General features: G+C 66.2%; 23 protein-coding genes. 20 read left to right on the forward strand and 3 right to left on the reverse strand.

The features are described 5' to 3' along the window. Positions 1–19 precede the first annotated feature (19 nt). From K2L43_RS16760 to K2L43_RS16805, 10 genes are all read left to right on the forward strand, one after another. On the forward strand, positions 20–2,254 hold the full coding sequence (locus K2L43_RS16760; RefSeq protein ID WP_220638059.1) for a hypothetical protein: 2,235 nt from the start codon (positions 20–22) through the stop codon (positions 2,252–2,254). A 94-nt stretch (positions 2,255–2,348) separates the two neighbouring features. Continuing rightward, positions 2,349–3,209: a flagellar motor stator protein MotA gene (gene motA / locus K2L43_RS16765; protein ID WP_220638060.1), complete on the forward strand. Its 861-nt coding sequence runs from the start codon at positions 2,349–2,351 to the stop codon at positions 3,207–3,209. Positions 3,210–3,235: 26 nt separating this feature from the next. Next, entirely contained in the window at positions 3,236–4,177 is a 942-nt protein-coding gene (motB, locus tag K2L43_RS16770; RefSeq protein ID WP_220638061.1) for a flagellar motor protein MotB, read from the forward strand. Positions 4,178–4,238: 61 nt separating this feature from the next. Beyond that, positions 4,239–4,625, forward strand: a complete 387-nt coding sequence (gene cheY / locus K2L43_RS16775; protein WP_011806904.1) for a chemotaxis response regulator CheY — start codon at positions 4,239–4,241, stop codon at positions 4,623–4,625. Between the two features lie 2 nt (positions 4,626–4,627). Next, positions 4,628–5,257, forward strand: a complete 630-nt coding sequence (locus tag K2L43_RS16780) for a protein phosphatase CheZ (RefSeq protein ID WP_220638062.1) — start codon at positions 4,628–4,630, stop codon at positions 5,255–5,257. A 221-nt stretch (positions 5,258–5,478) separates the two neighbouring features. Then, positions 5,479–6,651: a flagellar biosynthesis protein FlhB gene (locus K2L43_RS16785; RefSeq protein WP_220638063.1), complete on the forward strand. Its 1,173-nt coding sequence runs from the start codon at positions 5,479–5,481 to the stop codon at positions 6,649–6,651. Continuing rightward, positions 6,648–8,732, forward strand: a complete 2,085-nt coding sequence (flhA, locus tag K2L43_RS16790) for a flagellar biosynthesis protein FlhA (RefSeq protein WP_015914360.1) — start codon at positions 6,648–6,650, stop codon at positions 8,730–8,732. Before K2L43_RS16785 ends, flhA begins: the two co-directional genes overlap by 4 nt. Further along, complete coding sequence (flhF, locus tag K2L43_RS16795; RefSeq protein WP_088888271.1) at positions 8,729–10,321, forward strand: flagellar biosynthesis protein FlhF; 1,593 nt, start codon at positions 8,729–8,731, stop codon at positions 10,319–10,321. Before flhA ends, flhF begins: the two co-directional genes overlap by 4 nt. After that, positions 10,311–11,108, forward strand: coding sequence for a hypothetical protein (locus K2L43_RS16800; RefSeq protein WP_011806909.1), 798 nt, complete (start codon positions 10,311–10,313; stop codon positions 11,106–11,108). The genes flhF and K2L43_RS16800 overlap by 11 nt, the downstream gene beginning before the upstream one ends. A 4-nt stretch (positions 11,109–11,112) precedes the next feature. Continuing rightward, a complete protein-coding gene (locus K2L43_RS16805; RefSeq protein WP_011806910.1) occupies positions 11,113–11,826 on the forward strand; it encodes an RNA polymerase sigma factor FliA in 714 nt (237 codons plus the stop codon). A 210-nt stretch (positions 11,827–12,036) separates the two neighbouring features. On the opposite strand, the gene K2L43_RS16810 is transcribed toward K2L43_RS16805, so the two are convergent. The 3 genes from K2L43_RS16810 to flgA all read right to left on the reverse strand — a co-directional run bounded on the left by K2L43_RS16810 (position 12,037) and on the right by flgA (position 13,610). Further along, positions 12,037–12,384, reverse strand: a complete 348-nt coding sequence (locus tag K2L43_RS16810) for a hypothetical protein (protein WP_220638064.1) — start codon at positions 12,382–12,384, stop codon at positions 12,037–12,039. 56 nt (positions 12,385–12,440) lie between these two features. Beyond that, entirely contained in the window at positions 12,441–12,764 is a 324-nt protein-coding gene (flgM, locus tag K2L43_RS16815) for a flagellar biosynthesis anti-sigma factor FlgM (protein WP_011806912.1), read from the reverse strand. 93 nt (positions 12,765–12,857) lie between these two features. Continuing rightward, positions 12,858–13,610, reverse strand: a complete 753-nt coding sequence (flgA, locus tag K2L43_RS16820; RefSeq protein WP_220638065.1) for a flagellar basal body P-ring formation chaperone FlgA — start codon at positions 13,608–13,610, stop codon at positions 12,858–12,860. Positions 13,611–13,837: 227 nt separating this feature from the next. On the opposite strand from flgA, the gene flgB reads away from it, so the two are divergent. The 10 genes from flgB (at position 13,838) to flgJ (ending at position 22,613) form a co-directional block, all read left to right on the forward strand. Beyond that, complete coding sequence (gene flgB, locus K2L43_RS16825; protein WP_088888269.1) at positions 13,838–14,254, forward strand: flagellar basal body rod protein FlgB; 417 nt, start codon at positions 13,838–13,840, stop codon at positions 14,252–14,254. A 21-nt stretch (positions 14,255–14,275) separates the two neighbouring features. Next, entirely contained in the window at positions 14,276–14,680 is a 405-nt protein-coding gene (gene flgC / locus K2L43_RS16830) for a flagellar basal body rod protein FlgC (protein ID WP_220638066.1), read from the forward strand. A 15-nt stretch (positions 14,681–14,695) separates the two neighbouring features. Next, complete coding sequence (locus tag K2L43_RS16835; protein ID WP_220638067.1) at positions 14,696–15,358, forward strand: flagellar hook assembly protein FlgD; 663 nt, start codon at positions 14,696–14,698, stop codon at positions 15,356–15,358. Between the two features lie 51 nt (positions 15,359–15,409). Continuing rightward, a complete protein-coding gene (gene flgE, locus K2L43_RS16840; RefSeq protein ID WP_220638068.1) occupies positions 15,410–16,996 on the forward strand; it encodes a flagellar hook protein FlgE in 1,587 nt (528 codons plus the stop codon). A 25-nt stretch (positions 16,997–17,021) separates the two neighbouring features. Next, positions 17,022–17,762: a flagellar basal body rod protein FlgF gene (locus K2L43_RS16845; RefSeq protein ID WP_220638069.1), complete on the forward strand. Its 741-nt coding sequence runs from the start codon at positions 17,022–17,024 to the stop codon at positions 17,760–17,762. 18 nt (positions 17,763–17,780) lie between these two features. Continuing rightward, positions 17,781–18,563 carry a flagellar basal-body rod protein FlgG gene (gene flgG, locus K2L43_RS16850; RefSeq protein WP_011806919.1) on the forward strand — a complete coding sequence of 261 codons (783 nt, stop codon included), beginning with the start codon at positions 17,781–17,783 and terminating at the stop codon, positions 18,561–18,563. 23 nt (positions 18,564–18,586) lie between these two features. After that, positions 18,587–19,303 carry a flagellar basal body L-ring protein FlgH gene (locus K2L43_RS16855; protein ID WP_015914367.1) on the forward strand — a complete coding sequence of 239 codons (717 nt, stop codon included), beginning with the start codon at positions 18,587–18,589 and terminating at the stop codon, positions 19,301–19,303. Continuing rightward, positions 19,304–20,284 (forward strand): hypothetical protein, encoded by a 981-nt coding sequence (locus K2L43_RS16860; protein ID WP_015914368.1) that lies wholly within the window; start codon positions 19,304–19,306, stop codon positions 20,282–20,284. 177 nt (positions 20,285–20,461) lie between these two features. Next, positions 20,462–21,586 carry a flagellar basal body P-ring protein FlgI gene (locus K2L43_RS16865; protein WP_011806922.1) on the forward strand — a complete coding sequence of 375 codons (1,125 nt, stop codon included), beginning with the start codon at positions 20,462–20,464 and terminating at the stop codon, positions 21,584–21,586. Positions 21,587–21,668: 82 nt separating this feature from the next. Next, positions 21,669–22,613 (forward strand): flagellar assembly peptidoglycan hydrolase FlgJ, encoded by a 945-nt coding sequence (gene flgJ / locus K2L43_RS16870; protein WP_088888657.1) that lies wholly within the window; start codon positions 21,669–21,671, stop codon positions 22,611–22,613. Positions 22,614–22,621: the final 8 nt, after the last annotated feature.

Raw genomic sequence — 22,621 nt, forward strand, 5'->3', positions numbered from 1 at the left:
CACCAGCCCGATTACCGCCATGTCCCAAGCCAACGTCGCTGACGGTTCCCTGCTCTACAGTTTCGACCTCTTTGATACCTTGATAGAGAGAGACACCGTTGAGCCGGAAAGCATTTTCCATTTCGTGCAGCGCGAACTCGTACGAGCCGGGTCGCAGCTGCCTCAATCTTTGATCGATAACTGGCCCACATTGCGTCAAAAAGCAGAGGCAGATGCACGCCACGTAAAAAGAAGAATCTCCTTTCTTCATGATGAGGAGCGCCTGGAGGTCAGCTTCGACGAAATCTACCAACGCATCGCAAGCTCCTACGACCTTAACGACGAACAAATACGGCAGCTGCAAGAATTGGAGATCGCAGCAGAAATAGCCCACTGCAGGCCCATAAATAAAAGGGTGGAGTACCTGTGTGCGCTGAAGACGCAAGGCTTTCCGACCGTCATCATCACCGACATGTACCTGCCACGCGGTGTGATCGAACGCATACTGGGGAAAGCCGCGCCCAGCCTCGTCGGCGTGCCGATTTTCATCTCTTCGGAGCTTGGCTATCAAAAACAGACCGGCTCCATGTACAAGCACATTTACTCGTTGATCGGCCCCAGTCTGCGCCGCTGGATCCATTACGGAGACAACGCGCTAGCGGACGGAGAAACCCCGAGAAAATACGGCATTGAGGGGGTAACGCACCAAATCGTCAAATTCAGCGACATGGAGCGCGCCATCATCCACAACGCGCCGCCAAATCTGAAATGCGACGCCTACGAAATTGCCGCGATGATGCGCCAACACCGCATCGGTCTACTCGATGCCGCATGCAGCGAAACATTGGAGCGGAAATACTATGGTTACGCCTATGTGGGATCAGCCCTTGTCCCCTATGTGTATTGGTGCATTCAAAATGCGCTGCGCCAAAGAACGCAAGTACTGTATTTCATCGCGCGCGACGGGCATATCCTGAAAGCGATCGCCGACGAGATCATTCTGGCCCACTCCTACCCCCTGCAGACCAAGTACATCTTTGGCTCGCGCGCCACCTGGCGCGTTGCCGCCTTTTCAGACGACGCCATCGACCCAGAATTTTTCGGATCTTATGGAAATTTTTATGCTGTACAGACATACGATGAATTACTCAAGGCCACCCTACTGAGTGAAGAGGAATTTTTCGAATTCTGTCCAATTGCAGCTGGGTTACAAGCCACCGACAGGCTCGATCCGGCGCTGGTACAGAGGGTCGTGGAGCTGTTGAAAAATTCCAAGGATTACAAAAACAGGCTGCTTGCAATCGCGAAGCAGCGCCGGCGACTGGCCGTGAAGTATTTCCAACAGGAAATAGATTTTGACAAAAAAATAGCCTTCGTCGAATTTTGGGGCACCGGATACACGCAGGAAGCATTTACCAGGATCTTAAATACTGCCGCCGACAGAGATATTGGCAGCTGCTTCTATTATGTGCGTAGCTACTATGGAAATCGCGGCAATGTAATACGCAAGAATTTCATCGCATCCAATATTACCTACGTTCCTTTTGAGGCGATTTTTTCCGATATCGACTATCACAGCATAAAGGAGTACATCGAGAGCGACGATGGTAGCGTCACGCCAAAGATCGTCCCCAAGCGCAGCAGCGCCTTCCCCCATTTTGTCGAAGGAGCGACTCGCTTCACCAGGGATCTGCTCAGGATTAACAAAACCTCAGACGCACTGATACGCTATCTTTCTGAAATCTCTTTTTCCTACCAGGTGAGCGTTAAAAACGACCAATTCATCTGTTCGGTGCTCGGCGAACTCAAATACGATTATTCCGGCTACGACACGCCGCGCAAATATGCACCGCCTTTTTCTCGAGATTTTCTGCAGTCGGTGAAACAGCCCAACGACCTACTGGGTGAATCCATGAGTTTTGAGATTTCCTACGCCCGCAGCAGCGCCGAAAACCGCCAGCTGTACGATGAGCAGGCAGCAAGATTCGGCTGGCCGAAACTGTCGAGCGCCCCGGTGAAGCCCAGCTTTGCGGTCGATCCGCTGGCGCAGCAGCTGCGCTTTGAGCGCCTTCCATGCACGGTGCGCGCGCTCGGCGATTTGCCTGTGTACCTGGACGTTTCCTTGAGCGAGGCGTCGCTGCTGCCCGATGAATCGATCGCCCAAGGGGCGCAGGTGAACGTGCTGGCGGTGGATTGGACCAGTCTCGGCCAACCGCGCCTTCTGACCGATCTGGGCTATATCAGCGCTGACGCGGCACTGCTTGAACTGGTGTGATGAGCGCCGCCCGCACCACTGCAACGAACAAGCGCCTGTTTACACGCCTGTTCGGGTCTTAGGCCCCAGTAAGACTCTGACACAATTTCACACCATGTTCGTCATCCTCGGCTACCTCATCACCTTCGGCTGCGTCTTCGGCGTGTTCGTGGCCCATGGCGGCAATATCAACGTGTTGTTGGAGGCCCTGCCCTTTGAAATGATCACCATCGGCGGGGCCGCGCTGGGCTCATTCATCGTGACCAACCAGCCCAAGGTGCTCAAGGCCACCATGGCCACCCTGCCCCAGGTGTTCAAAGGCAACAAATACACCAAGGCGCGCTACATGGAGCTGATGGCCATGCTCTACGAGATCCTGCAGAAGGCCCGCAAGGAAGGGCTGATGTCGATCGAGCAGGACGTGGAGTCGCCCAAGGAATCAGAGCTGTTCAAGAAATTCCCTAACGTGGGCAGCGACCCGCACGTGATCGAATTCACCACCGACTACCTGCGCATGATGGTCTCGGGCAACCTGAACGCCCACGAGATCGAGGCGCTGATGGACAGCGAGATCGAGACCCACCACGCCGAGGCGCACGCCCCCGTGGCGGCGCTCACGCGGCTGGCCGGCGCCCTGCCGGCCTTCGGTATCGTGGCCGCGGTGCTCGGGGTGGTGAACACCATGGGCTCGGTGGGCCAACCGCCCGCCGTGCTGGGGGGCATGATTGCCTCGGCGCTGGTGGGCACCTTCCTGGGCATTCTGCTGGCCTACGGCGCGATGGAGCCGCTGGCCGGGCTGCTGGAGCAAAAGGCCGCTGACGCCGCCAAGGAATACGAGTGCATCAAGTCCACCCTGCTGGCCAGCATGCAGGGCTACAACCCCGCCACCTCCATCGAGTTCGGCCGCAAGGTGCTGTTCTCCGGGGACCGCCCGGGCTTCGTCGAGCTGGAAGCCCACGTCAAGGGCAAGAAGTGACGCGCCACGCCTGAACCGCCTTTGCCATGGCCGAAAAGAAGCTCCAGCCCATCATCATCAAGCGCGCCAAGAAGCGGCCCCATGCGCCGCACGGCGGCGCATGGAAGATCGCCTACGCCGACTTTGTGACGGCCATGATGGCCTTCTTCCTGCTGATGTGGCTGCTGGGCTCCACCGCCAAGGGCGAGCTGCAGGGCATTGCGGCCTACTTTTCGTCGCCGCTCAAGGTGGCGATGCAGGGCGGCGACGGGGCGGGCAACAGCTCCAGCGTGATCCCGGGCGGCGGCAACGACCTGTCCAAGGTGCACGGGCAGGTGCGCCGCTCCAATTCCGACAGCTCCACCAACATGCGCTCCAGCGTGGAGGCCTCGCGCGCCGAGCGTGCCCGGCAGGACGCCCAGCGCATCAAGGCGCTGCAGACCAAGATCGAGGCAATGATCACCGAGAGCCCTCGCCTGAACGAATACCGCTCGCAGATCCGGCTGGACCTGACGCCCGACGGCCTGCAGATCCAGATCGTGGACGATCAGAACCGCCCGATGTTCGACAGTGGCAGCGCGCTGGTCAAACCCTACATGCGCGACATCCTGCACCAGATTGGTGCAGCTTTGGGCGGGGTAGAAAACCGCATCAGCCTGTCCGGCCACACGGATGCCGTGCCTTATGGCAATGGCGACCGCGGCTACAGCAACTGGGAGCTGTCGGCCGACCGCGCCAACGCCTCGCGTCGCGAACTGGTGGCCGCAGGCATGCCCGACGCCAAGCTGGGCCGCGTGGTGGGCATGGCTGCCAGCGATCTGCTGGAGCCCGAGAACCCCCGCGCCGCCGTGAACCGGCGCATCACCATCACCGTACTCACCCATGAAGCCGAAGAGCGGCTCATGGGTAAAAAGAACGTGGTATTTCCGTTACCGTCGCCCGTGGCAGAAAAGCAGGACAATCCAGCTTCCTCATCGCCGAATCAGTAACAACTTGTCACGTTGCTGATGACTTACGACAATAGCCCCATATTCACCGAAAGGGTCCTTTGTGTCCTCCGCCCTTCGCTTTCTGATCGTTGACGACTTTTCCACCATGCGGCGCATCGTCCGCAACCTGCTCAAGGAAAGCGGTTTCGCTGATGCCGACGAGGCCGAAGACGGCGTGGCGGCACTGAACAAGCTGCGCAACGGCAAGTTCGACTTCGTGGTCACCGACATCAACATGCCGAACATGAACGGCTTCCAGTTGCTGGGCGAGATCAAGAAGGACGACAAGCTCAAGCACCTGCCCGTGCTGATGGTGACGGCCGAGGCGCGCAAGGAAGACATCGTCGCCGCCGCCCAGGGCGGCGCCGCCGGCTACATCGTCAAGCCCTTCACCAAGGCCACGCTGGAAGAGAAGGTCAACCTGATCCTCAAGAAAATGGGGCTGTGAGCATGACGGCGGGAGAAAACGGCGCGCCAGCCGACGGGACAGACGACGTCCACCACAAGATAGGCCTGCTCACGCGGCAGCTGCATTCCGCCCTGAACGAGCTCGGCTACGCGGACCAGTTGCGCAGCACCATGGGTGAGCTGCCCGATGCGCAAAGCCGCCTGTCCTACATCGCCCGCTTGACGGGCGAGGCGGCCGAGAAGGTGCTGGGCCGGGTGGAGCAGGCCAAGTCGCTGCACGACCACGTGGCCTCGGAAACGCGCCGCGTGGTCACCTCGCTGGTGGCCGACCCCGTGGCCGCGGTGGCCAAGGGCGAGATCTACAACTTCCTGACCGATGTGGAGCGCGCCACGCAGGAGGCCGACAGCCACCTGACCGAGATCATGATGGCGCAGGACTTCCACGATCTCACCGGCCAGGTGATAGCGCGCGTGGTGAACCTGGCGGCGACGATCGAGCAGCAACTGGTGCAGTTGCTGATCCAGACCGCGCCGCCGCAGGCGCAAACACCCATCGCGCCCGAGCCGCGGCGCGACCAACTGCGGGGGCCCGTGGTCAATCCCGAGTCCGCACCCGACGTGGTGACCAGCCAGTCGCAGGTGGACGACCTGCTGGCCAGTCTGGGGTTCTGACGCGGCCGGGCCCAGGCAGGAGCCCGGTGCATGACATAAACCTCAGCCAAATCAGGCTTTAACGCCCACTGGGCAAGCGCAAACAGCTATTCTTTTAATAGCAACTAATCGTCAGCGCACCCGCCGCCACCGCCGCGAATAACGCCGGCGCAACCCCTTTATTCGGGCTTTAGCTTTCGCCCCGGCTCCCGACAATGGCGTGACCCAGCAGTCACGCCGCCATGAGCTCGAGCCAAGACAAAAACCTCCCAGCAACCGAGCGCAAGCTCCAGAAAGCGCGCAGCGACGGCCAGGCCGCGCGCTCGCGGGACCTGTCGCACCTGGCCATCCTGGGCATGGGCGCGCTGGCGCTGCTGGTGCTCGCGCCTTGGTTCGTGGAATACCTGCAGCGCGCGATGCGCCAGCAGCTCGCATTCAACGCGGCCACCGTGCAGGCGCCCGGCCACATGCTGGAGCGCCTGCAGACCATGGCGGGCGTGGGCCTGCTGGCCAGCGCCAGCTTCGCCGCGCTCACCGGCGGCGCGGCGCTGCTGAGCGCCGTGGGCGCCGGCGGCTGGGTCTTCAGCTTCAAGCCCATCACGCCGCAGTTCAACCGGCTCAACCCGCTGACCGGCTTCACCAACCTGTTTTCCAAGCAGCAACTCGCCAACGTGAGCAAGATGGTGCTCATGACCGGCATCCTGTCGTTCGTGGCCTGGAACTTCATGGGCCAGAGCATCGAGAAGATGGCCGCGCTGGTGCTGCAGCCTTCGCCCATGTCGCTGCGCCACGTGGGCGACTGGATCGTGTCGGGCTCCAGCCTGCTGCTGCTGGTGGTGTTCCTGTTCGCCGTGGTGGACGTGCCGCTGCAGGCGTTCTTCTTCAAGTCGCGCCTGAAGATGTCGCACGAGGAAGTCAAGCAGGAGCACAAGGAATCCGACGGCAACCCGCAGCTCAAGGGCCGCCAGCGCCAGCGCGCGCGCGAGATCGCCGACGGCGCCAGCATCACCGCCGTGCCCAAGGCCGACTTCGTGGTCATGAACCCCACGCACTACGCCGTGGCCCTGAAGTACGACGACGCCACCATGGGTGCACCCCAGGTCGTCTCCAAGGGCACCGACCTGCTGGCCTTCAAGATCCGCGAAGTGGCCCAGGCGCATGGCGTGCCGGTGCTGCAGTCGCCCATGCTGGCGCGCGCGCTGTATGCGCACGCCGAGCTGGAGCAACCGATTCCCGCACAGCTGTACACCGCCGTGGCCCAGGTGCTGGCCTATGTGTACCGCCTAAAGGCCGCGCTGCGCGGCGATGGCCGCATGCCCGAGGCCCAACCCGATCCCTACGTGCCGCCCGAGCTCGACCCCCACAGCGCCCACCACACCCGGCGCCCCGCACCCGCCACAGGTAACGCAAGATGACGTCCCCCTCGATCCATTCCGTCCGGCAATGGGCCGGCAACCACGGCCCGGCACTGCAGGGGCTGTCGGCCCCGCTGCTGGTAGTGGCCATCCTGGCGCTGATGGTGCTGCCCGTGCCGCCCTGGATGCTGGACACTTTCTTCACCCTCAACATCGCCGTGGCGCTGATGGTGATGATGGTGGCCGCGTACATGATCAAGCCGCTGGACTTCGCGGCCTTCCCTTCGGTGCTGCTGCTCACCACGCTGATGCGCCTGTCGCTGAACGTGGCGTCCACCCGCGTGGTGCTGCTGGAAGGCCACACCGGCCCGGGCGCGGCCGGCGCGGTGATCGAGGCCTTCGGCCACTTCTTGATCGGCGGCAACTTCGCCGTGGGCCTGATCGTGTTCGCGATCCTGGTGGTGATCAACTTCGTGGTGGTGACCAAGGGCGCGGAGCGCATCGCCGAGGTGTCGGCCCGCTTCACGCTGGACGCCATGCCCGGCAAGCAGATGGCCGTGGATGCCGACCTGAACGCCGGCCTGATCGACGAGAAGGAAGCCAAGCGCCGCCGCGCCGAGGTGCAGGAAGAAGCCAACTTCTTCGGCTCCATGGACGGCGCGAGCAAGTTCGTGCGCGGCGATGCCGTCGCCGGCATCCTGATCCTGATCATCAACATCGTGGGTGGCTTCGCCATCGGCATGCTGCAGCATGGCCTGTCGGCCAACGATGCCGCCAACAGCTACATCCTGCTGGCCGTGGGCGATGCGCTGGTGGCCCAGATCCCCGGCCTGCTGATTTCCGTCGCGGCCGCGATGGTGATCTCGCGCGTGGGCAAGGACTCCGACATGGGCCAGCAGATCGTGCAGCAGTTGCTCATGTCGCCGCGCGTGCTGGGCGTGACCGCGGGCGTGCTAATCCTGCTGGGCCTCATCCCCGGCATGCCGCACACCGTGTTCCTGGTCATGGGCAGCCTCCTCGGCTACGGCGCCTGGGTGCTGCTGCAGCGCCAGCGCCGCCCCGCCCCGGTGGAAGAAGCCCCCGCGCCCGTGAGCGACGGCGAAGCCAGCTGGGACGACCTGCAACCCGTGGACCTGCTGGGCCTGGAGCTGGGCTACCGCCTGATCGCCTTGGTGGACAAGAGCCGCCAGGGCGACCTGCTCACGCGCATCAAGGGCGTGCGCCGCAAGTTTGCGCAGGAGGTGGGCTTCCTGCCGCCGGCCGTGCATGTGCGCGACAACCTGGAGCTCAAGCCCAGCGCCTACCGCATCACGCTGCGCGGTGTGGTGGTGGGCGAAGGCGAGGCCTTCCCCGGCATGTACCTGGCCATCAACCCCGGCGGCATCTCCACGCCGCTGATCGGCACTCCCACCACCGACCCCGCCTTCGGCCTGCCCGCGCACTGGATCGACGCCGCGCAGAAGGAAGCGGCACAAATGGCGGGCTTTACCGTGGTTGATTCGGAAACCGTGATGGCGACCCATTTGTCACACTTGATGCAAGTGCACGCCGCCAAGCTCCTGAGCCGCACCGAGACGCAGCAGCTCGTGGAGCATGTGACCCGGCTGGCACCCAAACTCATCGAAGAAGTCGTGCCCAAGATGGTGTCCATCACAACATTCCAGAAAGTGCTGCAGCTGTTGCTGGAGGAGTCCGTGCACATCCGCGACATCCGCACCATCATCGAGACGCTGGCGGAACACGCCGGCAGCACGCAAGACCCCGTGGAACTGGCGCGCCGCGTGCGCATCGCCCTGTCCCCCGCCATCGTGCAGCAGATCTACGGCCCCACGCGCGAGCTCAGCGTCATCGCCATCGAGCCCGGGCTGGAGCGCCTGCTGATGCAGGCCCTGGGCAATGCCAGCGGCCCGGCGCTGGACCCCGGCGTGGCCGACCTGCTCACCCACAAGGCCGCCGAGGTGGCCCTGCAGCAAGAAGAGCTGGGCATGCCCGCCTGCCTGCTGGTGCCCGACCAGATCCGCAACGCCATCGCCCGCCTGGTGCGGCGCGTGGCTCCCCGCTTGCAGGTGCTCGCCCACAGCGAGATTCCTGAGACCCACACCATCCGCATCGGCCCGATCCTCAAAGGTGCATCCGCATGAACATCAAACGCTTTACCGCTCCCACCGCACGGGAGGCCCTGGCCAAGGCGCGCATGGCCTTCGGTGAAGGCACACTGATCCTGTCCAACCGCCCCACGGCGGGCGGCGTCGAGGTGGTGGCCACGGCCGAGGACGCGCTGTCGTCCCTGCACGGCGGTGCCGAGCCGGCACCCAACCGTCTGCAGGAGCGCGCCGACGACCTGGCCGCGAGCCAGCCGGTGCGCATGTCCCAGACGCAGCCCCATGCAGCCCCTGTCCCGCAGCCCGCACGCCAGCCGGCGCCCGCGGCACGCAGCACCGTGGCGCACGACACCGAGCAACTGGCCATGAGCACGCTGTCGTTCCAAGACTATGTGCGCGAGCGCATGCTGCGCCGCCGCCACGAGGCCCTGAACGGCACGAGCGCCCCCGCGCCCCTGAACGAGCGCGCCGCGCTGGAGCGCGGCCTGCCCGAGCCACGCTTCGAACCCCGCGCTGAGCGCCTGCCCGAGCCACCCGCGCCACAGCCCGTGAATGCCCCGGTGGCACGCCACAACCCATTGCGGCCCATGCATGCCGCCCTGGGCGCCGAGCAGCTCACGCCGCGCCGCGCCGAGGCGCCCGCCACAGCCGCGCCCACGCTGGCGGCCGGCCTGGGACAGCAGAACCTCATGAAGGAACTGCAGTCCATGAAGGAGCTGATCGAGGACCGTTTCAACACCCTGGCCTGGCTGGGCCAGGCCCGCCAGAACCCGATCCAGTCCACGCTGATGCTCAAGCTCATCCGTGCGGGCTATTCGCCCGCCCTCTCGCGCGCGGTGCTGGAACACCTGCCCGAGCATCTGGGCGCCCAGGACGCCGTGCGCTGGCTCATGGAAGTGCTGGAGCGCAACCTGCGCACCGACGCGCAGACGCTGCCGCTGTACGAGGAAGGCGGCATCTTCGCCATGGTGGGCGCCACCGGCGTGGGCAAGACCACCACCACCGCCAAGCTGGCCGCCTTGTGCGCGCGCATCCACGGCCCCGCCAGCGTGGGCCTGATCACGCTGGACACCTACCGCGTGGGCGCGCACGAGCAACTGCGCTCCTACGGCCGCATGCTGGGCGTGGTGGCGCACCTGGCGCACGACCGCGCGGCGCTGCAGGACCTGCTGGGCCTGCTGTCGTCCAAGAAGATGGTGCTCATCGACACCACGGGCGTGGCCCCGCGCGACCCGCGCAAGCGCGACCTGCTGGACGTGCTGGCGCTGCCCGGTGTCAAGCGCCTGCTGGTGCTCAACGCCAGCAGCCACGGCGATACGCTGGACGACGTGCTCACCGGCTTCAAGACCACCGGCTCGCAGCAGGCCATCCTGTCCAAGGTGGACGAGGCCGTGAAGCTGGGCCCCGCCATCGATGCGCTGATCCGCCACCAGATGGTGCTGCGCGGCGTGACCAACGGCCAGCGCGTGCCCGAGGACTGGGAAGCGGCCGACGCCCGCAAGCTCGTGAGCGCCTCCATGCGCACGAGCGTGAAGTCGGCCTTCGACCCCAAGGCCGCCGAGTTGAACTTCTTCTTCTCGCACGCCACGGAAACGGCCGATGAGCGGGGGATGGCCGATGTTGCTTGATACCGCTTTGCACCAGGCCGCCGGGCTGCACAGCTACACGCCGCAGCAGGACCTGCGCCTGCTGGCCGTGCTGAGCCAGCCGGGCAGCGGCCCGTGGCTGGAAATGCTGTGGCAGCTGTGCTCCAGCCTGCAGCGCCTGGGCTACCCCGTCGTGGTGCTGGACGGCACGGCGCTCGAGAGCCCGCACATGCCCGGCCTGGACCAGCTGCTGCACCCGGCTCCCTGGAACGGCGCGCAGACGCTGGCCTCCGCCACCGGCGCGTCGCTGGCCGTGGTGCCCGCGGCCCGCGGGCTGGCCCGCCTCGCGCAGCAGTCCGAACACCATGGCGCCGCCGTGCTGCAGCGCCTGCAGCCCTTGTTTCGCGCCTACGCGCTGGTGGTGCTGCATGCGCCGCCCGAGCAACTGGCGCCGCTGCTGCGCGGCAGCGCCAGCGTACCGCTGATCATGACCGGCCCCGGCGCACAAGGCATGGTGCGCAGCTACCGCCAGCTCAAGCACATGGCGCTGCACGCCGGCGTGCGCTGCACGGTGGCGTCCATCCTCGCGCCGCAGGAGCCTGTGCAGCACCGCCAGACCGCCGAGGCGCTGGACACGCTGCAGCGCAGCGCGCGCACCCACCTGGGCCTGCAGGTCCACACCACCACCGTGGCCGCGGCGCGCGCGCAGGACATCCAGCGGCTGGCCTTGCAACTGCTGGAAAACGCATGCACCATTGACGCTGCCATGCCCCTGCTGCCCCCGCACAGCCTGTGCGCCTCCCTCTCGCCCCTGGACCGGAGCCACTGACCCGATGTACACCGCGAAAGGCCAGCTCGACCGGGACGCGCTGTTCCACCAGCACGTGCCCCTGGTGCGGCGCATCGCCCACCACATGATCGCCAAGCTCCCGCCCAACGTGGAGCTGGACGACCTGATCCAGGTCGGCATGATCGGTCTGAACGACGCGCTCTCGCGCTACGAAGTCGCGCAGGGCGTGCAGTTCGAGACCTTTGCCAGCCAGCGCATCCGCGGCGCCATGCTCGACGAGCTGCGCGAGGGCGACTGGATGAGCCGCAGCTCGCGCAAGAGCCAAAAGGACATCGAGCATGCCCTGCACCGCGTGGAGCAGCGCCTGGGCCGCAGCCCCATCGAGTCCGAGATCGCCGCCGAACTGGGCATGAGCCTGGAGGACTACCAGGCCCTGCTGAGCAAGGTGCGCGGCACGCAGCTGGTGTACCTGGAAGACTTTCACCACGATGACGAGGACGAAGGCTTCCTGGACCGCCACGTGGCCGACGAGGGCGCCGATCCCATGGCCGTGCTGCGCGACCAGCGCCTGCGCGCCTCGCTGGTCGAGGCCATCAAGGCCCTGCCCGAGCGCGAGCAGTACATCATGGGCATGTACTACGAGCACGACATGAACCTGAAGGAAATCGCCGCCGTCCTGGGCGTGACCGAATCGCGCGTGTGCCAGCTGCACAGCCAGGCGATTGCGCGGTTGCGGACGAAGATGCGGGGGCACTGATTTTTTGGATGAAATAGCTGTTTTGCGCTTGCTGGACAAGCGCGGGCAGCTATTTTTTTGAGCTTGTGGTGCGGCTTTTCATGGCGCGGGCCGGGATATGCGCTCGCCGGGGCGGATCCCGGGCAACAACATCAAGCCCGAAGAACCCATCAAAAAAGATAGCTGCCAGCGCTTATCCCATAAGCCCCAGCCAGCAATTCGGGCTAAAAGTCACCCCGGTGCCCGGTAAATCCGCGCCCCCGCGGCGCCGGACGAGGGCCCATAAGTCACCCCCTCCACGGGCGGCAGCAGCGACGCCGCCTGTCGCTCGGTCAGCGCCATCACCCGCGCCAGTTGGTCGCGCACCAGCGTCAATTGCCGGCCGATGGCCTGCACCCTTTGCGTGGCGGCGGGCTCCAGCGCGCCCGCCACAGGCGCCAGGGCCTGGGCCAGTGCCATGGCAGCGCCGCGCAGCTGCACCGCAGTGTCTTCAAAAGTCTGGGGGTTGGAAGCAAGAAGCGCAGCCTGCATGTCCTGCAGCTGCGCTTCGATGGAGGTGAGGGTGTCGTCGAGTGACATGGGGTGCAAGTCTAGAGCCTGTCACCCCGGCGGGCCAGCCGGCCCAGGAGGGCGGGTCAGCCCCGCGAGTGGGACAGGGTTTCGTAGGCGTTGGCCAGCAGCTTGTCGGCCACGGCTTCGGCGTCCACGCGGAAGGTGCCTTTTTCGATGGCGGCCTTGATCGCCTTGACCTTGGCAGTGTCGAAGTCGGCCGTGGACTTGGTGGCGTCCACCCCGCGGGCAGCGGCCGACAGCGTGACGGGCACGCCTGCGGCGGCGCGCGTCGCGCCCTGGGCCGCTTCTTCAGCGGCCGGCGCAGGTGCGGCGGCCTTGGCCTGCTGCTTGTTGGCAGCGGCCTTTGACAGCGCAGTCGCAGTATCCGGGTTGTGTCCAATCTTCATCGCACTCTCCACCACCCCTGTGAGATGTGGGGCCAGTAGCCATGTTTTCGGCCGGCAGGGAGCAGACTTTAGCGCTTTGTGGTGCTTCGCGGCTCACAAAGTGGCCTCTATTGTCCCATCCTCAAGCACAGTACCCCCAATAATGCGCCCATTAGCCATGCGAACGCGCACATTCTGTCCTTGAGCGCCCGCGCTCATGGCCTGGCCCGAGGAGGTGACCGCATAACCCGGCCCCTGCACCACCACGCGCACCGCAGAGCCAGCCTTGAACAGGTCGGGGGCGCGCACCATGTTCTGGCGCAGCGCCTGGCCGGCGGACAGCGGACGGGTGGCGGTCTGCCCCACCCAGTCCTTGCGGTTGGCCACGATGGCCGCGGGTTCTGCGGCCCAGTCCACCTCGGCCTCGATGGCATCTTGCTCGCTCAGTACTGCGCCGGTGCCCACATTGCCGGCCAGCACCCAAGCGGGGCCGAAAGCCTTGACCGTGATGGGCAGGAACACGTTCCAGCGGGTGGGGCCGTCCACGCAGCGCAGGCCCAGGCGGGTGCGCCCCCACAGGCGGGCACCAGCGGGCAGATAGGGTTCCACGCGCGCGCAGGGCGCCAGGCGCAGGCGCGAATCCAGCGTGCCCACACTGACTTCCATGCGCAGCGGCAGCCCCCCAGCCTGCGCCTGGGCCAGCGCATCGTCCAGCCAGTGCTGGGTGATCGAGCCCAGCTCGGCGGTCTGATCGCCTCCCTGCTGGGCATGGGCGGGCAGCGCCAGGGCAGAGCCCAGCGCCAGCGCGCCGCCCATCAGGAAGCGAAGGCAGGCAAGGCGGGATGAGCGCAGGATAGGAAGCGGCATGACGGGACTCCAACGGGTCTGACGGCGGTCCGGCACAACGGGCCCCGGACGCCTTTTCACACCTGCCACTGTAGGCCGGCCACCGCATGCGCCAAGCGCGGAACAACGGGCCAATCCCAGCGCTCTTCGCGCTTTAGAAAAACGGGGCGATTTCCATAATCGACGCACGCCACAAGCCCCCTGGGGCCATGGCGGCCGAACCCCTTTTTTTACACGCCGAGGCCCACATGCTCGACAAGATGACCAACCGCCTGGACTTTCACGGAAGCGCCTTGCTGCTGCGCTCGGAGCGCCAGCGTGCCATCGCGAGCAACATCGCCAACGCGGACACGCCCGGCTACGTGGCGCGCGACTTCAAGTTTGCCGATGCCATGCGTGCCGTGAACGAAGCCCAGAACCCCAGCCCCCTGCGCAGCCAGAGCGTGAGCGACCCGCGCCACATCCCGCTGCCGGCAGCCGCCAGTGGCAGCTCGGACAGCACGCTGGGCTATGCCCTGCAGACCCAGCCGAGCCTGGACAACAACACCGTGGACATGGACCGCGAGCGCGCCGCGTTCGTGGACAACGCCGTGCGCTACGAGGCCACGCTGCGCTTCATCAACGGCCAGTCCAAGACCATGCTCAGCGCCATCCAGGGCCAGTAATCCCGAAAGAGAGCACCCGCCATGTCCATGTTCTCCATCTTCAACGTCTCGGGCAGCGCCATCAGCGCGCAGTCGCAGCGGCTGAACGTCGTGGCCAGCAACCTGGCCAACGTGGACGCCGTGGCCGGCCCCGACGGCCAGGCGTACAAGGCGCGCCAGGTGGTCTTCCAGACCGCGCCCATGGGGCCGGACGGCGCCGCCGGCGTGCGCGTCTCCACCATCCAGGAGAGCGACGCCCCGGGCCGGCGCGTGCACGACCCGGCCAACCCGATGGCCGATGCCGAGGGCTATGTGAACCATGCCAACGTGAACGCGGTGGAGGAGATGGTGAACATGATCTCGGCCTCGCGCTCCTACCAGAACAACGTCGAGGTCATGAACACGGCCAAGTCGCTGCTGCTCAAGACCCTGCAGATGGGCCAATAAACCCTGGAGAACTTCATGTCCATTTCCCCCATAGACACGAGTGCCCTCGACGCGGGCGCCACCACCACCTCCAAGGCCCGTGATTCGTCCACCGATGCGAGTGCGATGCAGGATCGCTTCCTCAAGCTGCTCGTGGCCCAGCTGAACAACCAGGATCCGATGAACCCCCTGGACAACGCGCAGATGACCACGCAGATGGCCCAGATCAATACGGTGACGGGCCTGCAGACGCTGAACCTGACCATGCAGACCATGGCCGAGCAGTTCTCCACCATGCAGCAGATCCAGGGCATCTCCATGATCGGCCGCTCGGTACTCGCCGAGGGCGACCGCATGAGCGTCACCGACGGCGTGGGCAAGGGCTACTTCGATCTGGCGGGCGCCGCCCAGGACGTCAACGTGGAGATCGTCACCCCCGGCGGCGTGTTGGTGGATACGGTGGCGCTGGGCGCGCAGAACCAGGGCCGTGGCAGCTTCGAGTGGGACGCCGGCAAGTACAGCGGCGCGACCGGCGACCTGCGCTTTCGCGTGAAGGCCACCTCGGGCCAGGCGGCCGTCGCGGCCACACCGCTGATGCAGTCGCAGGTGGTGGCCACGGGCTCCAAGGCGGGCGCGCTGACCCTCACGCTGGACAACGGCAACACCGTCAACTACGCCAACGTCCGCGGCGTGCTCTGACACGCCCCGCATCTCCACACAACGCCACCTACCGCACACCAGGAGCACACCATGGGTTTCCAGCAAGGCCTCGCCGGCCTCAACGCATCGGCCAAGAACCTCGACGTGATCGGCCACAACATCTCCAACGGCAGCACCGTGGGTTTCAAGGCCTCACGCACGGAATTCTCCGAAATGGTGGCCTCCGCCATCGGCACCTCAGGCGGCACCAACGCCGGCATTGGCGTGCAGGTGGGCGCCGTGGCACAGCAGTTCACGCAGGGCAACATCACGGTCACGGGCAACAACATGGACGTGGCCATCAACGGCAATGGGTTCTTCCGCCTCCAGTCGCCCGACAACTCGATTGCTTACACGCGTGCTGGCAATTTCAAGCTCGACAACCAGGGCTACCTGATCACCAACAGCAACGACAGGGTCACGGGCTACGCCATCGACCCCACGACAGGCAAGCGCACCTCGACCACGCCCGTGCCACTGGTTTTCCCCACCTCCGCCCCGATTCCGGCCAAGGCCACCACGGCCATCAAGGCGGAATTCAACCTCGACGCACGCGCAGCCAACGCGGCGGGCGACCCCAAGGCCACTCCGCCCGTGCCGGACACCCCGCGCACGACCAACGGCACATCGCTCAACGTGTACGACAGCCAGGGGGTGGCCACGCCGCTGAATCTGTATTTTGAAAAAAATGGCGCCAACACCTGGGACATCTATAACCAGTTGGATAACCCAAAGACCAATCCGCCCACGATTCCACCCGTTGCGGGGCGCATGATTTTTGACGAGAACGGTGGCATTGCTGCGACCTTGATGCCCGACCCGCTGAAGACCGGTGGAACAGACCCAAACAACTACCCAACGACTTTTACCTATCGCTTCTACGGGGAAGACGCCAAGGGCGTCAAAGCCATCCGGGAAACTACTCTGACTGTCAGCAGCCCAACCGAGGCCTGGGATTTCACTTATGCCCCTGCACCAGCACCCGCCAATACCGTCACATCCGCACGACTCAAGAGCGACATCTTTAAATACGAGGCCAAAAACTACACCAATCCCAAGGTAGGAAGTTTCACCCCCCCCCTGAACACCGCACCCGCTGCAAGCCCACAGTCCTACGACTTGAAGCTATCGGTAAACCCCAGCCCTGCCAACCCCAACAGCCCCCCTGTCGCGGGCGGCAACCCTGCACCGACCGCCTTCCCGGTCACGCTGGATCTCAATCGCGTGACCCAGTTCGGCACCAAGTTCGCCGTTTCCGACCTCACGCAGGATGGCTACACGGCCGGTCAGATCACGGGCATCAACATCGGCGCCGACGGCACGATCATGACCAGCTACTCCAACGGCGTGACACGCGCAGAAAGCCAGATCGCGCTGGCAAGCTTCCGCAACACCCAGGGCCTGGCGCCGGTGGGCGGCGGCAACTGGATCGAAACCTACGAATCCGGTCAGCCGGTCATGGGCACGCCCACCGAAGGCAACTTCGGCGCCCTGCGCGCGGGCGCGCTGGAGGACTCCAACGTGGATCTGACCGCCGAGCTGGTGAACATGATGACCGCCCAGCGCGCCTACCAGGCCAACGCCCAGACCATCAAGACGATGGATCAGGTGATATCCACTCTCGTCAACCTGCGCTGACGCACGCTAAAGTCGAGGCCACGCCATGGATCGCCTGATCTACACCAGCATGACCGGCGCCAGCGCCGCCGCGCAGCGGCAGGCGGTGCTGGCCAACAACCTGGCCAACGTTTCCACCAACGGCTTTCGCGCCGAGATGTCCAACTTCCGCTCGGTGCCGCTGCAAGGCGGCGGCTCCACGACGCGCGTGTTCGCGCTGGAGGCCACCTCGGGCCATGTGGACACCCCCGGCCCCGCGCAGACCACGGGCCGTCCGCTGGACGCCATGGCCGTGGGCAATGCCTGGTTCGCCGTGCAGGGTCTGGACGGCGTGGAAACCTACACGCGCGCCGGGTCCTTTCAGGTCACTGCCGCCGGCCAGCTGGTCACCAGCACCGGCATGGCCGTGCTCTCGGACGGCGGCGCACCCATCGACGTGCCCCCTAATGCCGAAGTGACGCTGGGCGCCGACGGCACCATCACCGCCCGCCTGGCGGGCGAAGTACCCCAGCCCGTGGCCCGCCTGAAACTGGCCACGCCCGCGGCGGACAACCCGCTCAAGCGCGGCGACGACGGGCTGTTCCGCACGGCCGGCGGCGACCCGCTGCCCGCCGACCCCAACGCGCGCCTGCGCTCGGGCGTGCTGGAGGGATCCAACGTGAACCCGGTGGAATGCATGGTCGGCATGATCGCCGCCGCCCGCCAGTTTGAACAACAAATGCGCCTGCTGCAGACCGCCGAGAGCGACGACAAGAGCGCAGGCCAGCTGCTGAGCCTCAACGGCTAACCCTGAAGGACTACCGCCATGATGAATTCGCTGTGGATCGCCAAGACCGGCATGACCGCCCAGCAGACCCAGCTGGACGTGATCTCGCACAACCTCGCCAACGTGTCCACCACGGGCTTCAAGCGCAACAACGCGGTGTTCGAGGACCTGATCTACCAAAACCTGCGCCAGGTCGGCAGCCAGACCACCGAGGAGAACCAGTTGCCCACGGGCCTGCACCTGGGCCTGGGCGTGAACGTGGTCGCCACCAGCCGCAACTTCACGCAGGGCAGCCTGCAGCAATCGGGCAACAGCCTGGACGTGGCCATCGACGGCAACGGCTTCTTTGAGGTCCAGTTGCCCGACGGCACCACCGGCTACACGCGCGACGGCGCGTTCAAGCTCGACTCGCAGGGCCGCGTGGTCACCTCCAGCGGTCTGCCCGTGGCGCCCGGCATCACCGTGCCGGCGGACGCCAAGAGCATCAGCATCAGCGAGCGCGGCATGGTAAGCGTGACCGTGGCGGGCAACCCCAACCCCCAGCAGATCGGCCAGCTGGGCATGTCCAGCTTCATCAACTCCGCAGGCCTGGAGCCCGTGGGACAGAACCTGTACCGCGAGTCCGCCGCCTCCGGCGCGCCGCAGCAGGCCGAGCCGGGCACCAACGGCCTGGGCATCATCAAGCAGGGCTTCCTGGAGAACTCCAACGTCAACGTGGTGGAGGAACTGGTCACCATGATCCAGACCCAGCGCGCCTACGAGATGAATTCCAAGGCTATCCAGACGTCCGACCAGATGCTGGCCAAGCTGTCGCAGCTGTGAGCCGCACGACAAGGAACCCTGCCATGACCACCTCCCTCCTGCGCCTTCTGGCAGCGGCCACCGCTGCCGCGCTGGCCGCCGGCTGCGCCAGCATCAACCCGCCCCCGCCGGTGGACGTGCTGCCCACCACACCGCCCCCGATCGCCGCCCTGCCGCGCCCCGCCGGCCCGGCCTCGGGAAGCCTGTTCCATGCCGCCAGCTACCGGCCTGCTTTCGAGGATCAACGCGCGCGCCTGGTGGGCGACATGGTCACCATCGAGATCCTGGAGAGCATCGACGCCAAGCAGGACACCAAGTCCAACGTCAACCGCAACGGCGACACCAAGGGCAGCATCACGGCGCTGCCGCTGCTGGCCCCTTCCACGGTGGGCAAGCTGGCCGCGCGATCGGGCCTGGGCGCAGGCTACGAGAACACCTTCAACGGCAGCGGCAACACCGCCAGCAAGAACGAGTTCAAGAGCAACATCACCACCCTCGTCACCGAAGTGCTGCCCAACGGGCACCTGGTCATCACCGGCGAGAAGCAGGTGGGCGTGAACCGCAGCGTGGATGTGCTGCGCTTCTCGGGCATCGTCGATCCCCGCCACCTGCGCCGCGGCCAGCCCGGCCATCCGGGCAGCGTGATCGACTCGCGCTACGTGGCCAATGTGCGCGTGATCTCGCGCGGCCTGGGCGAGCAGGCCGAGGCCCAGGCCATGGGCTGGCTGGCGCGCGCGTTCAACACCATCAGCCCGTTCTAAATGACGCTGCAACGCTTGTGGGCAGGTGCCCTGCGCGCGGCCGCGCTGGTGGCAGCACTGGCCTGCGCTCCGGCGGGCGCGCAGGACTTCCGCGACCCGGTGGACCAGCCCTTCACCGTGTGGCCCAACATCCCGGTGATCCGCGCCTCCGACCTGGGCGACTACGGCCAGGACCGCCAGATCATTGCCGACCTGCATGCCGACAAGACCGACCCCGCCAAGGTGGCCGCCGCGCTGCAAGCGGTGGACGGCCTGCAGGCCCACCACGAGCGCGCGGCCCTGGCCGAGCTGGGGCGCAGCCTCAACGTACAGCTGATCGCCGAGCTGGACCGGCAGGCGCGGCGCATCAACACGCGCAACCCCAAACTGCGCTTCGACTTCGCCGACATCACCCCCGAGCAGCTGCAGCGCCCCTCCGCACGGGACGACCTTCCCAGCCGCGTGGGCCGCATCACGCTGGCCGCCTACATCACCTACACGCGGCTGGACGGCGCGCTGGTGCAGGCCACGGCCACGCTGGTCAAGCTGCGCAGCGGTGCGTCGCAGAGCTTCACCGCCACGGCGCCCGCGCCGCTATTGGCCGAGGCGCTGGCGCGCGACCTGTTCGACTACTTCCAGGGCACACGCTTCACGGCCCACCAGAACCCGCTGGGCAGCGCGCAGTGGCTCACGGCCGCGCCGGGCCATGCCGACCGGCTGGTGTCGCGCGACGCGGCCTTGCGCTACTGCCAGTCGCAGAACGCCGCCCTGCCCACGGCGGCAGAACTGGAAACCGCCGAGGCCGCGGGCTTCTACGGCGGCGGCGTGGCCCTGCAGCCGGCTGGCGTGTACCACGTGCAGGCGGGCCTGTACGACACGGCGCTTGCGCACGACGGCGCGGGCCGCGCGCGGCCCAACCACCTGGCCAGCGTGCCCAACGGCTACTACTACTGCATCCGCCATGCCGCAGCGCCCGCCAGGGCCGCGCGCACGCGCAAGTAAACTATTATTTTTATAGCTACTAGCGCTTGATGGTAAAGCGCTGGAGGCCAATTTTGCTATCAGCGCTGCGCCACCGGCAAGCCACGCCACACCCGCCGCCCCAGCGCCGATAAACGCCCCAAAAGCCCCCGCTTTTCCGCGCATTGCCCTAAGGCCCGGCTGCCCACAATCGGGGGCATGAAAGCCTTGCCCTACTCCCGCATCGTCCATTGCCTGGTGGCCCTGGCCACCGCCCTGGGCCTGGCCGCGCCCGCGCAGGCCGTGCGCCTGAAGGAAATCGCGGCCGTGCAGGGCGTGCGCAGCAACCAGTTGTCCGGCTACGGCCTGGTGGTGGGTCTGGACGGCACGGGCGACCAGTCCACGCAGATGCCGTTCACCGCGCAGGCCATGTCCAACTACCTGCAGCAGGCGGGCATCAGCCTGCCGCCGGGCACCACGGCGCCGCAGCTCAAGAACGTGGCCACGGTGGTGATCACGGCGCAGTTGCCCGCCTTCGCCCAGCCGGGGCAGATGATCGACGTGGCGGTGTCCTCCATCGGCAACGCCAAGTCGCTCAAGGGCGGCACGCTGATCGCCACGCCGCTGCGCGGCGCGGACGGCGAGATCTACGCCCTGGCGCAGGGCAACGTGGTGGTGGGCGGGGCGGGCGCATCGGCCGGCGGCAGCAAGGTGCAGATCAACCACCTGAGCGCCGGACGCATCCCCGACGGCGCCCAGGTCGAGCGCGCCGTGCCCACGCCGCTGCACGACAGCGACACCATCACCCTGGGCCTGAATGCCTCGGACTTCCAGGCCGCGCGCAAGGTGGCGCTGGCCATCAACGCCCGCTCGGGCCCGGACACCGCCGTGGCGCTGGACGGGCGCACCGTGCAGGTGCGCGCGCCGCAGGACCCCGGCGCGCGGGTGAATTTCATCGCCGAGCTGGAGGAGTTGCAACTGCCCGACTCCACGCCCGCGGCCAAGGTGGTCATCAACGCGCGCACCGGCTCCATCGTGCTCAACCAGGCGGTGACGCTGGGCCCCTGCGCCATCGCGCACGGCAACCTGTCCATCACCATCAGCACCACGCCAGTCATCAGCCAGCCCAGCCCGCTGTCGCGCGGCGTGACCGTGGTGGCGCAAAAGAGCGACATCGCCATCCAGCAGGACGGCGGCAAGGTGATGCAGGTGCCCGCCTCGCCGCAGCTGGCCGACGTGGTGCGCGCGCTCAACACGCTGGGCGCCACACCGCAGGACCTGCTGGCCATCCTGCAGGCCATCAAGGCCGCAGGCGCTCTCAACGCCGAGCTGGAGGTGATCTGATGCCGCTCCTGCGTACCCTTCCCCGCGGCGGCGCCGCTTCCATCCAAGGCCCATGCCGCGTGCGGCGCGGCGGGAGGTGGACATGAGCCTTTCGCTCCCCAATGCAGGCGCAACGTCCGCACGCCAGGCGCTGGCCGTGGACGGCCGCGCACTCAACAGCCTCAAGGCGCAAGCCAGCCAGGGCGACGCCCAGGCCACCAAGGACGCCACGCTGGAGGCGGCCAAGCAGCTCGAATCCCTGTTCATGCGCGAGCTCATCAAGAGCATGCGCGAGGCCACCATGAAGTCCGGCCTGCTGGAGGGCGCCGAGGGCAACCTGGCCAGCGACCTGTTCGACCAGCAGCTGTCGGTGCAGATGGCGGGTCAGCCCGGCGGGCTGGCCGAGGCCATCCAGCGCCAGCTCTCGCGCCAGTTGGGCGGCGACGGCCAGACCACGCTGGTGCCGGGCTCCACGCTGAGCATGGACGTCGCGCTGCGCAAGGCCGCGCCTGCCGACAATCCGCGTGCCGCGTCGCCCAAGGGACGTGACGACTTCGTGCAGCACCACCGCGCCGCGGCCGAGCGCGTGGCGCGCAGCAGCGGCATCCCCGCCAGCTTCATGCTGGGCCAGGCCGGGCACGAGACGGGCTGGGGCAAGGGCGAGATCCGCCACAAGGACGGCAGCAACTCCTTCAACCTGTTCGGCATCAAGGCCGGCAAGGGCTGGACCGGCAAGGTGGCCGAGGTGACCACCACCGAATACATCAATGGCGCGCCGCGCAAGGTGGTCGCCAAGTTCCGCGCCTACGACTCGTTCGAGGAGTCGTTCCGCGACTACGCACGCCTGATCAACGACAACCCGCGCTACGAAAAGGCGCGCGAGAAGACCCATTCCGCCGTCGCCTACGCCACGGAGCTGCAGAAGGCCGGCTACGCCACCGATCCGCAATACGCCGCCAAGCTCAGCCGCGCCATCCAGAGCACGCTGGGCGTGGCGCGCACCCCCAGCGCGCCCGTGCTGGCCCAGGCATCCGGCACGCAGGCCTGAACCCATAA

The organism is Diaphorobacter sp. MNS-0, from assembly GCF_019602835.1.
GTDB classification, from domain to species: Bacteria; Pseudomonadota; Gammaproteobacteria; order Burkholderiales; family Burkholderiaceae_C; genus Diaphorobacter; species Diaphorobacter nitroreducens.

Bases quoted from the DNA above. Each gene is read 5' to 3' on its own strand.
- K2L43_RS16780 (WP_220638062.1), top strand. From the start codon at position 4,628: ATGACGGCGGGAGAAAACGGCGCGCCAGCCGACGGGACAGACGACGTC.
- K2L43_RS16810 (WP_220638064.1), bottom strand. From the start codon at position 12,384: ATGTCACTCGACGACACCCTCACCTCCATCGAAGCGCAGCTGCAGGAC.
- flgJ (WP_088888657.1), top strand. From the start codon at position 21,669: ATGAGCCTTTCGCTCCCCAATGCAGGCGCAACGTCCGCACGCCAGGCG.
- K2L43_RS16760 (WP_220638059.1), top strand. From the start codon at position 20: ATGTCCCAAGCCAACGTCGCTGACGGTTCCCTGCTCTACAGTTTCGAC.
- motA (WP_220638060.1), top strand. From the start codon at position 2,349: ATGTTCGTCATCCTCGGCTACCTCATCACCTTCGGCTGCGTCTTCGGC.
- K2L43_RS16845 (WP_220638069.1), top strand. From the start codon at position 17,022: ATGGATCGCCTGATCTACACCAGCATGACCGGCGCCAGCGCCGCCGCG.
- flhF (WP_088888271.1), top strand. From the start codon at position 8,729: ATGAACATCAAACGCTTTACCGCTCCCACCGCACGGGAGGCCCTGGCC.
- K2L43_RS16865 (WP_011806922.1), top strand. From the start codon at position 20,462: ATGAAAGCCTTGCCCTACTCCCGCATCGTCCATTGCCTGGTGGCCCTG.
- K2L43_RS16805 (WP_011806910.1), top strand. From the start codon at position 11,113: ATGTACACCGCGAAAGGCCAGCTCGACCGGGACGCGCTGTTCCACCAG.
- flgM (WP_011806912.1), bottom strand. From the start codon at position 12,764: ATGAAGATTGGACACAACCCGGATACTGCGACTGCGCTGTCAAAGGCC.
- K2L43_RS16855 (WP_015914367.1), top strand. From the start codon at position 18,587: ATGACCACCTCCCTCCTGCGCCTTCTGGCAGCGGCCACCGCTGCCGCG.
- K2L43_RS16835 (WP_220638067.1), top strand. From the start codon at position 14,696: ATGTCCATTTCCCCCATAGACACGAGTGCCCTCGACGCGGGCGCCACC.
- flgG (WP_011806919.1), top strand. From the start codon at position 17,781: ATGATGAATTCGCTGTGGATCGCCAAGACCGGCATGACCGCCCAGCAG.
- motB (WP_220638061.1), top strand. From the start codon at position 3,236: ATGGCCGAAAAGAAGCTCCAGCCCATCATCATCAAGCGCGCCAAGAAG.
- flgC (WP_220638066.1), top strand. From the start codon at position 14,276: ATGTCCATGTTCTCCATCTTCAACGTCTCGGGCAGCGCCATCAGCGCG.
- flhA (WP_015914360.1), top strand. From the start codon at position 6,648: ATGACGTCCCCCTCGATCCATTCCGTCCGGCAATGGGCCGGCAACCAC.
- flgE (WP_220638068.1), top strand. From the start codon at position 15,410: ATGGGTTTCCAGCAAGGCCTCGCCGGCCTCAACGCATCGGCCAAGAAC.
- flgB (WP_088888269.1), top strand. From the start codon at position 13,838: ATGCTCGACAAGATGACCAACCGCCTGGACTTTCACGGAAGCGCCTTG.
- flgA (WP_220638065.1), bottom strand. From the start codon at position 13,610: ATGCCGCTTCCTATCCTGCGCTCATCCCGCCTTGCCTGCCTTCGCTTC.
- K2L43_RS16785 (WP_220638063.1), top strand. From the start codon at position 5,479: ATGAGCTCGAGCCAAGACAAAAACCTCCCAGCAACCGAGCGCAAGCTC.
- K2L43_RS16800 (WP_011806909.1), top strand. From the start codon at position 10,311: ATGTTGCTTGATACCGCTTTGCACCAGGCCGCCGGGCTGCACAGCTAC.
- K2L43_RS16860 (WP_015914368.1), top strand. From the start codon at position 19,304: ATGACGCTGCAACGCTTGTGGGCAGGTGCCCTGCGCGCGGCCGCGCTG.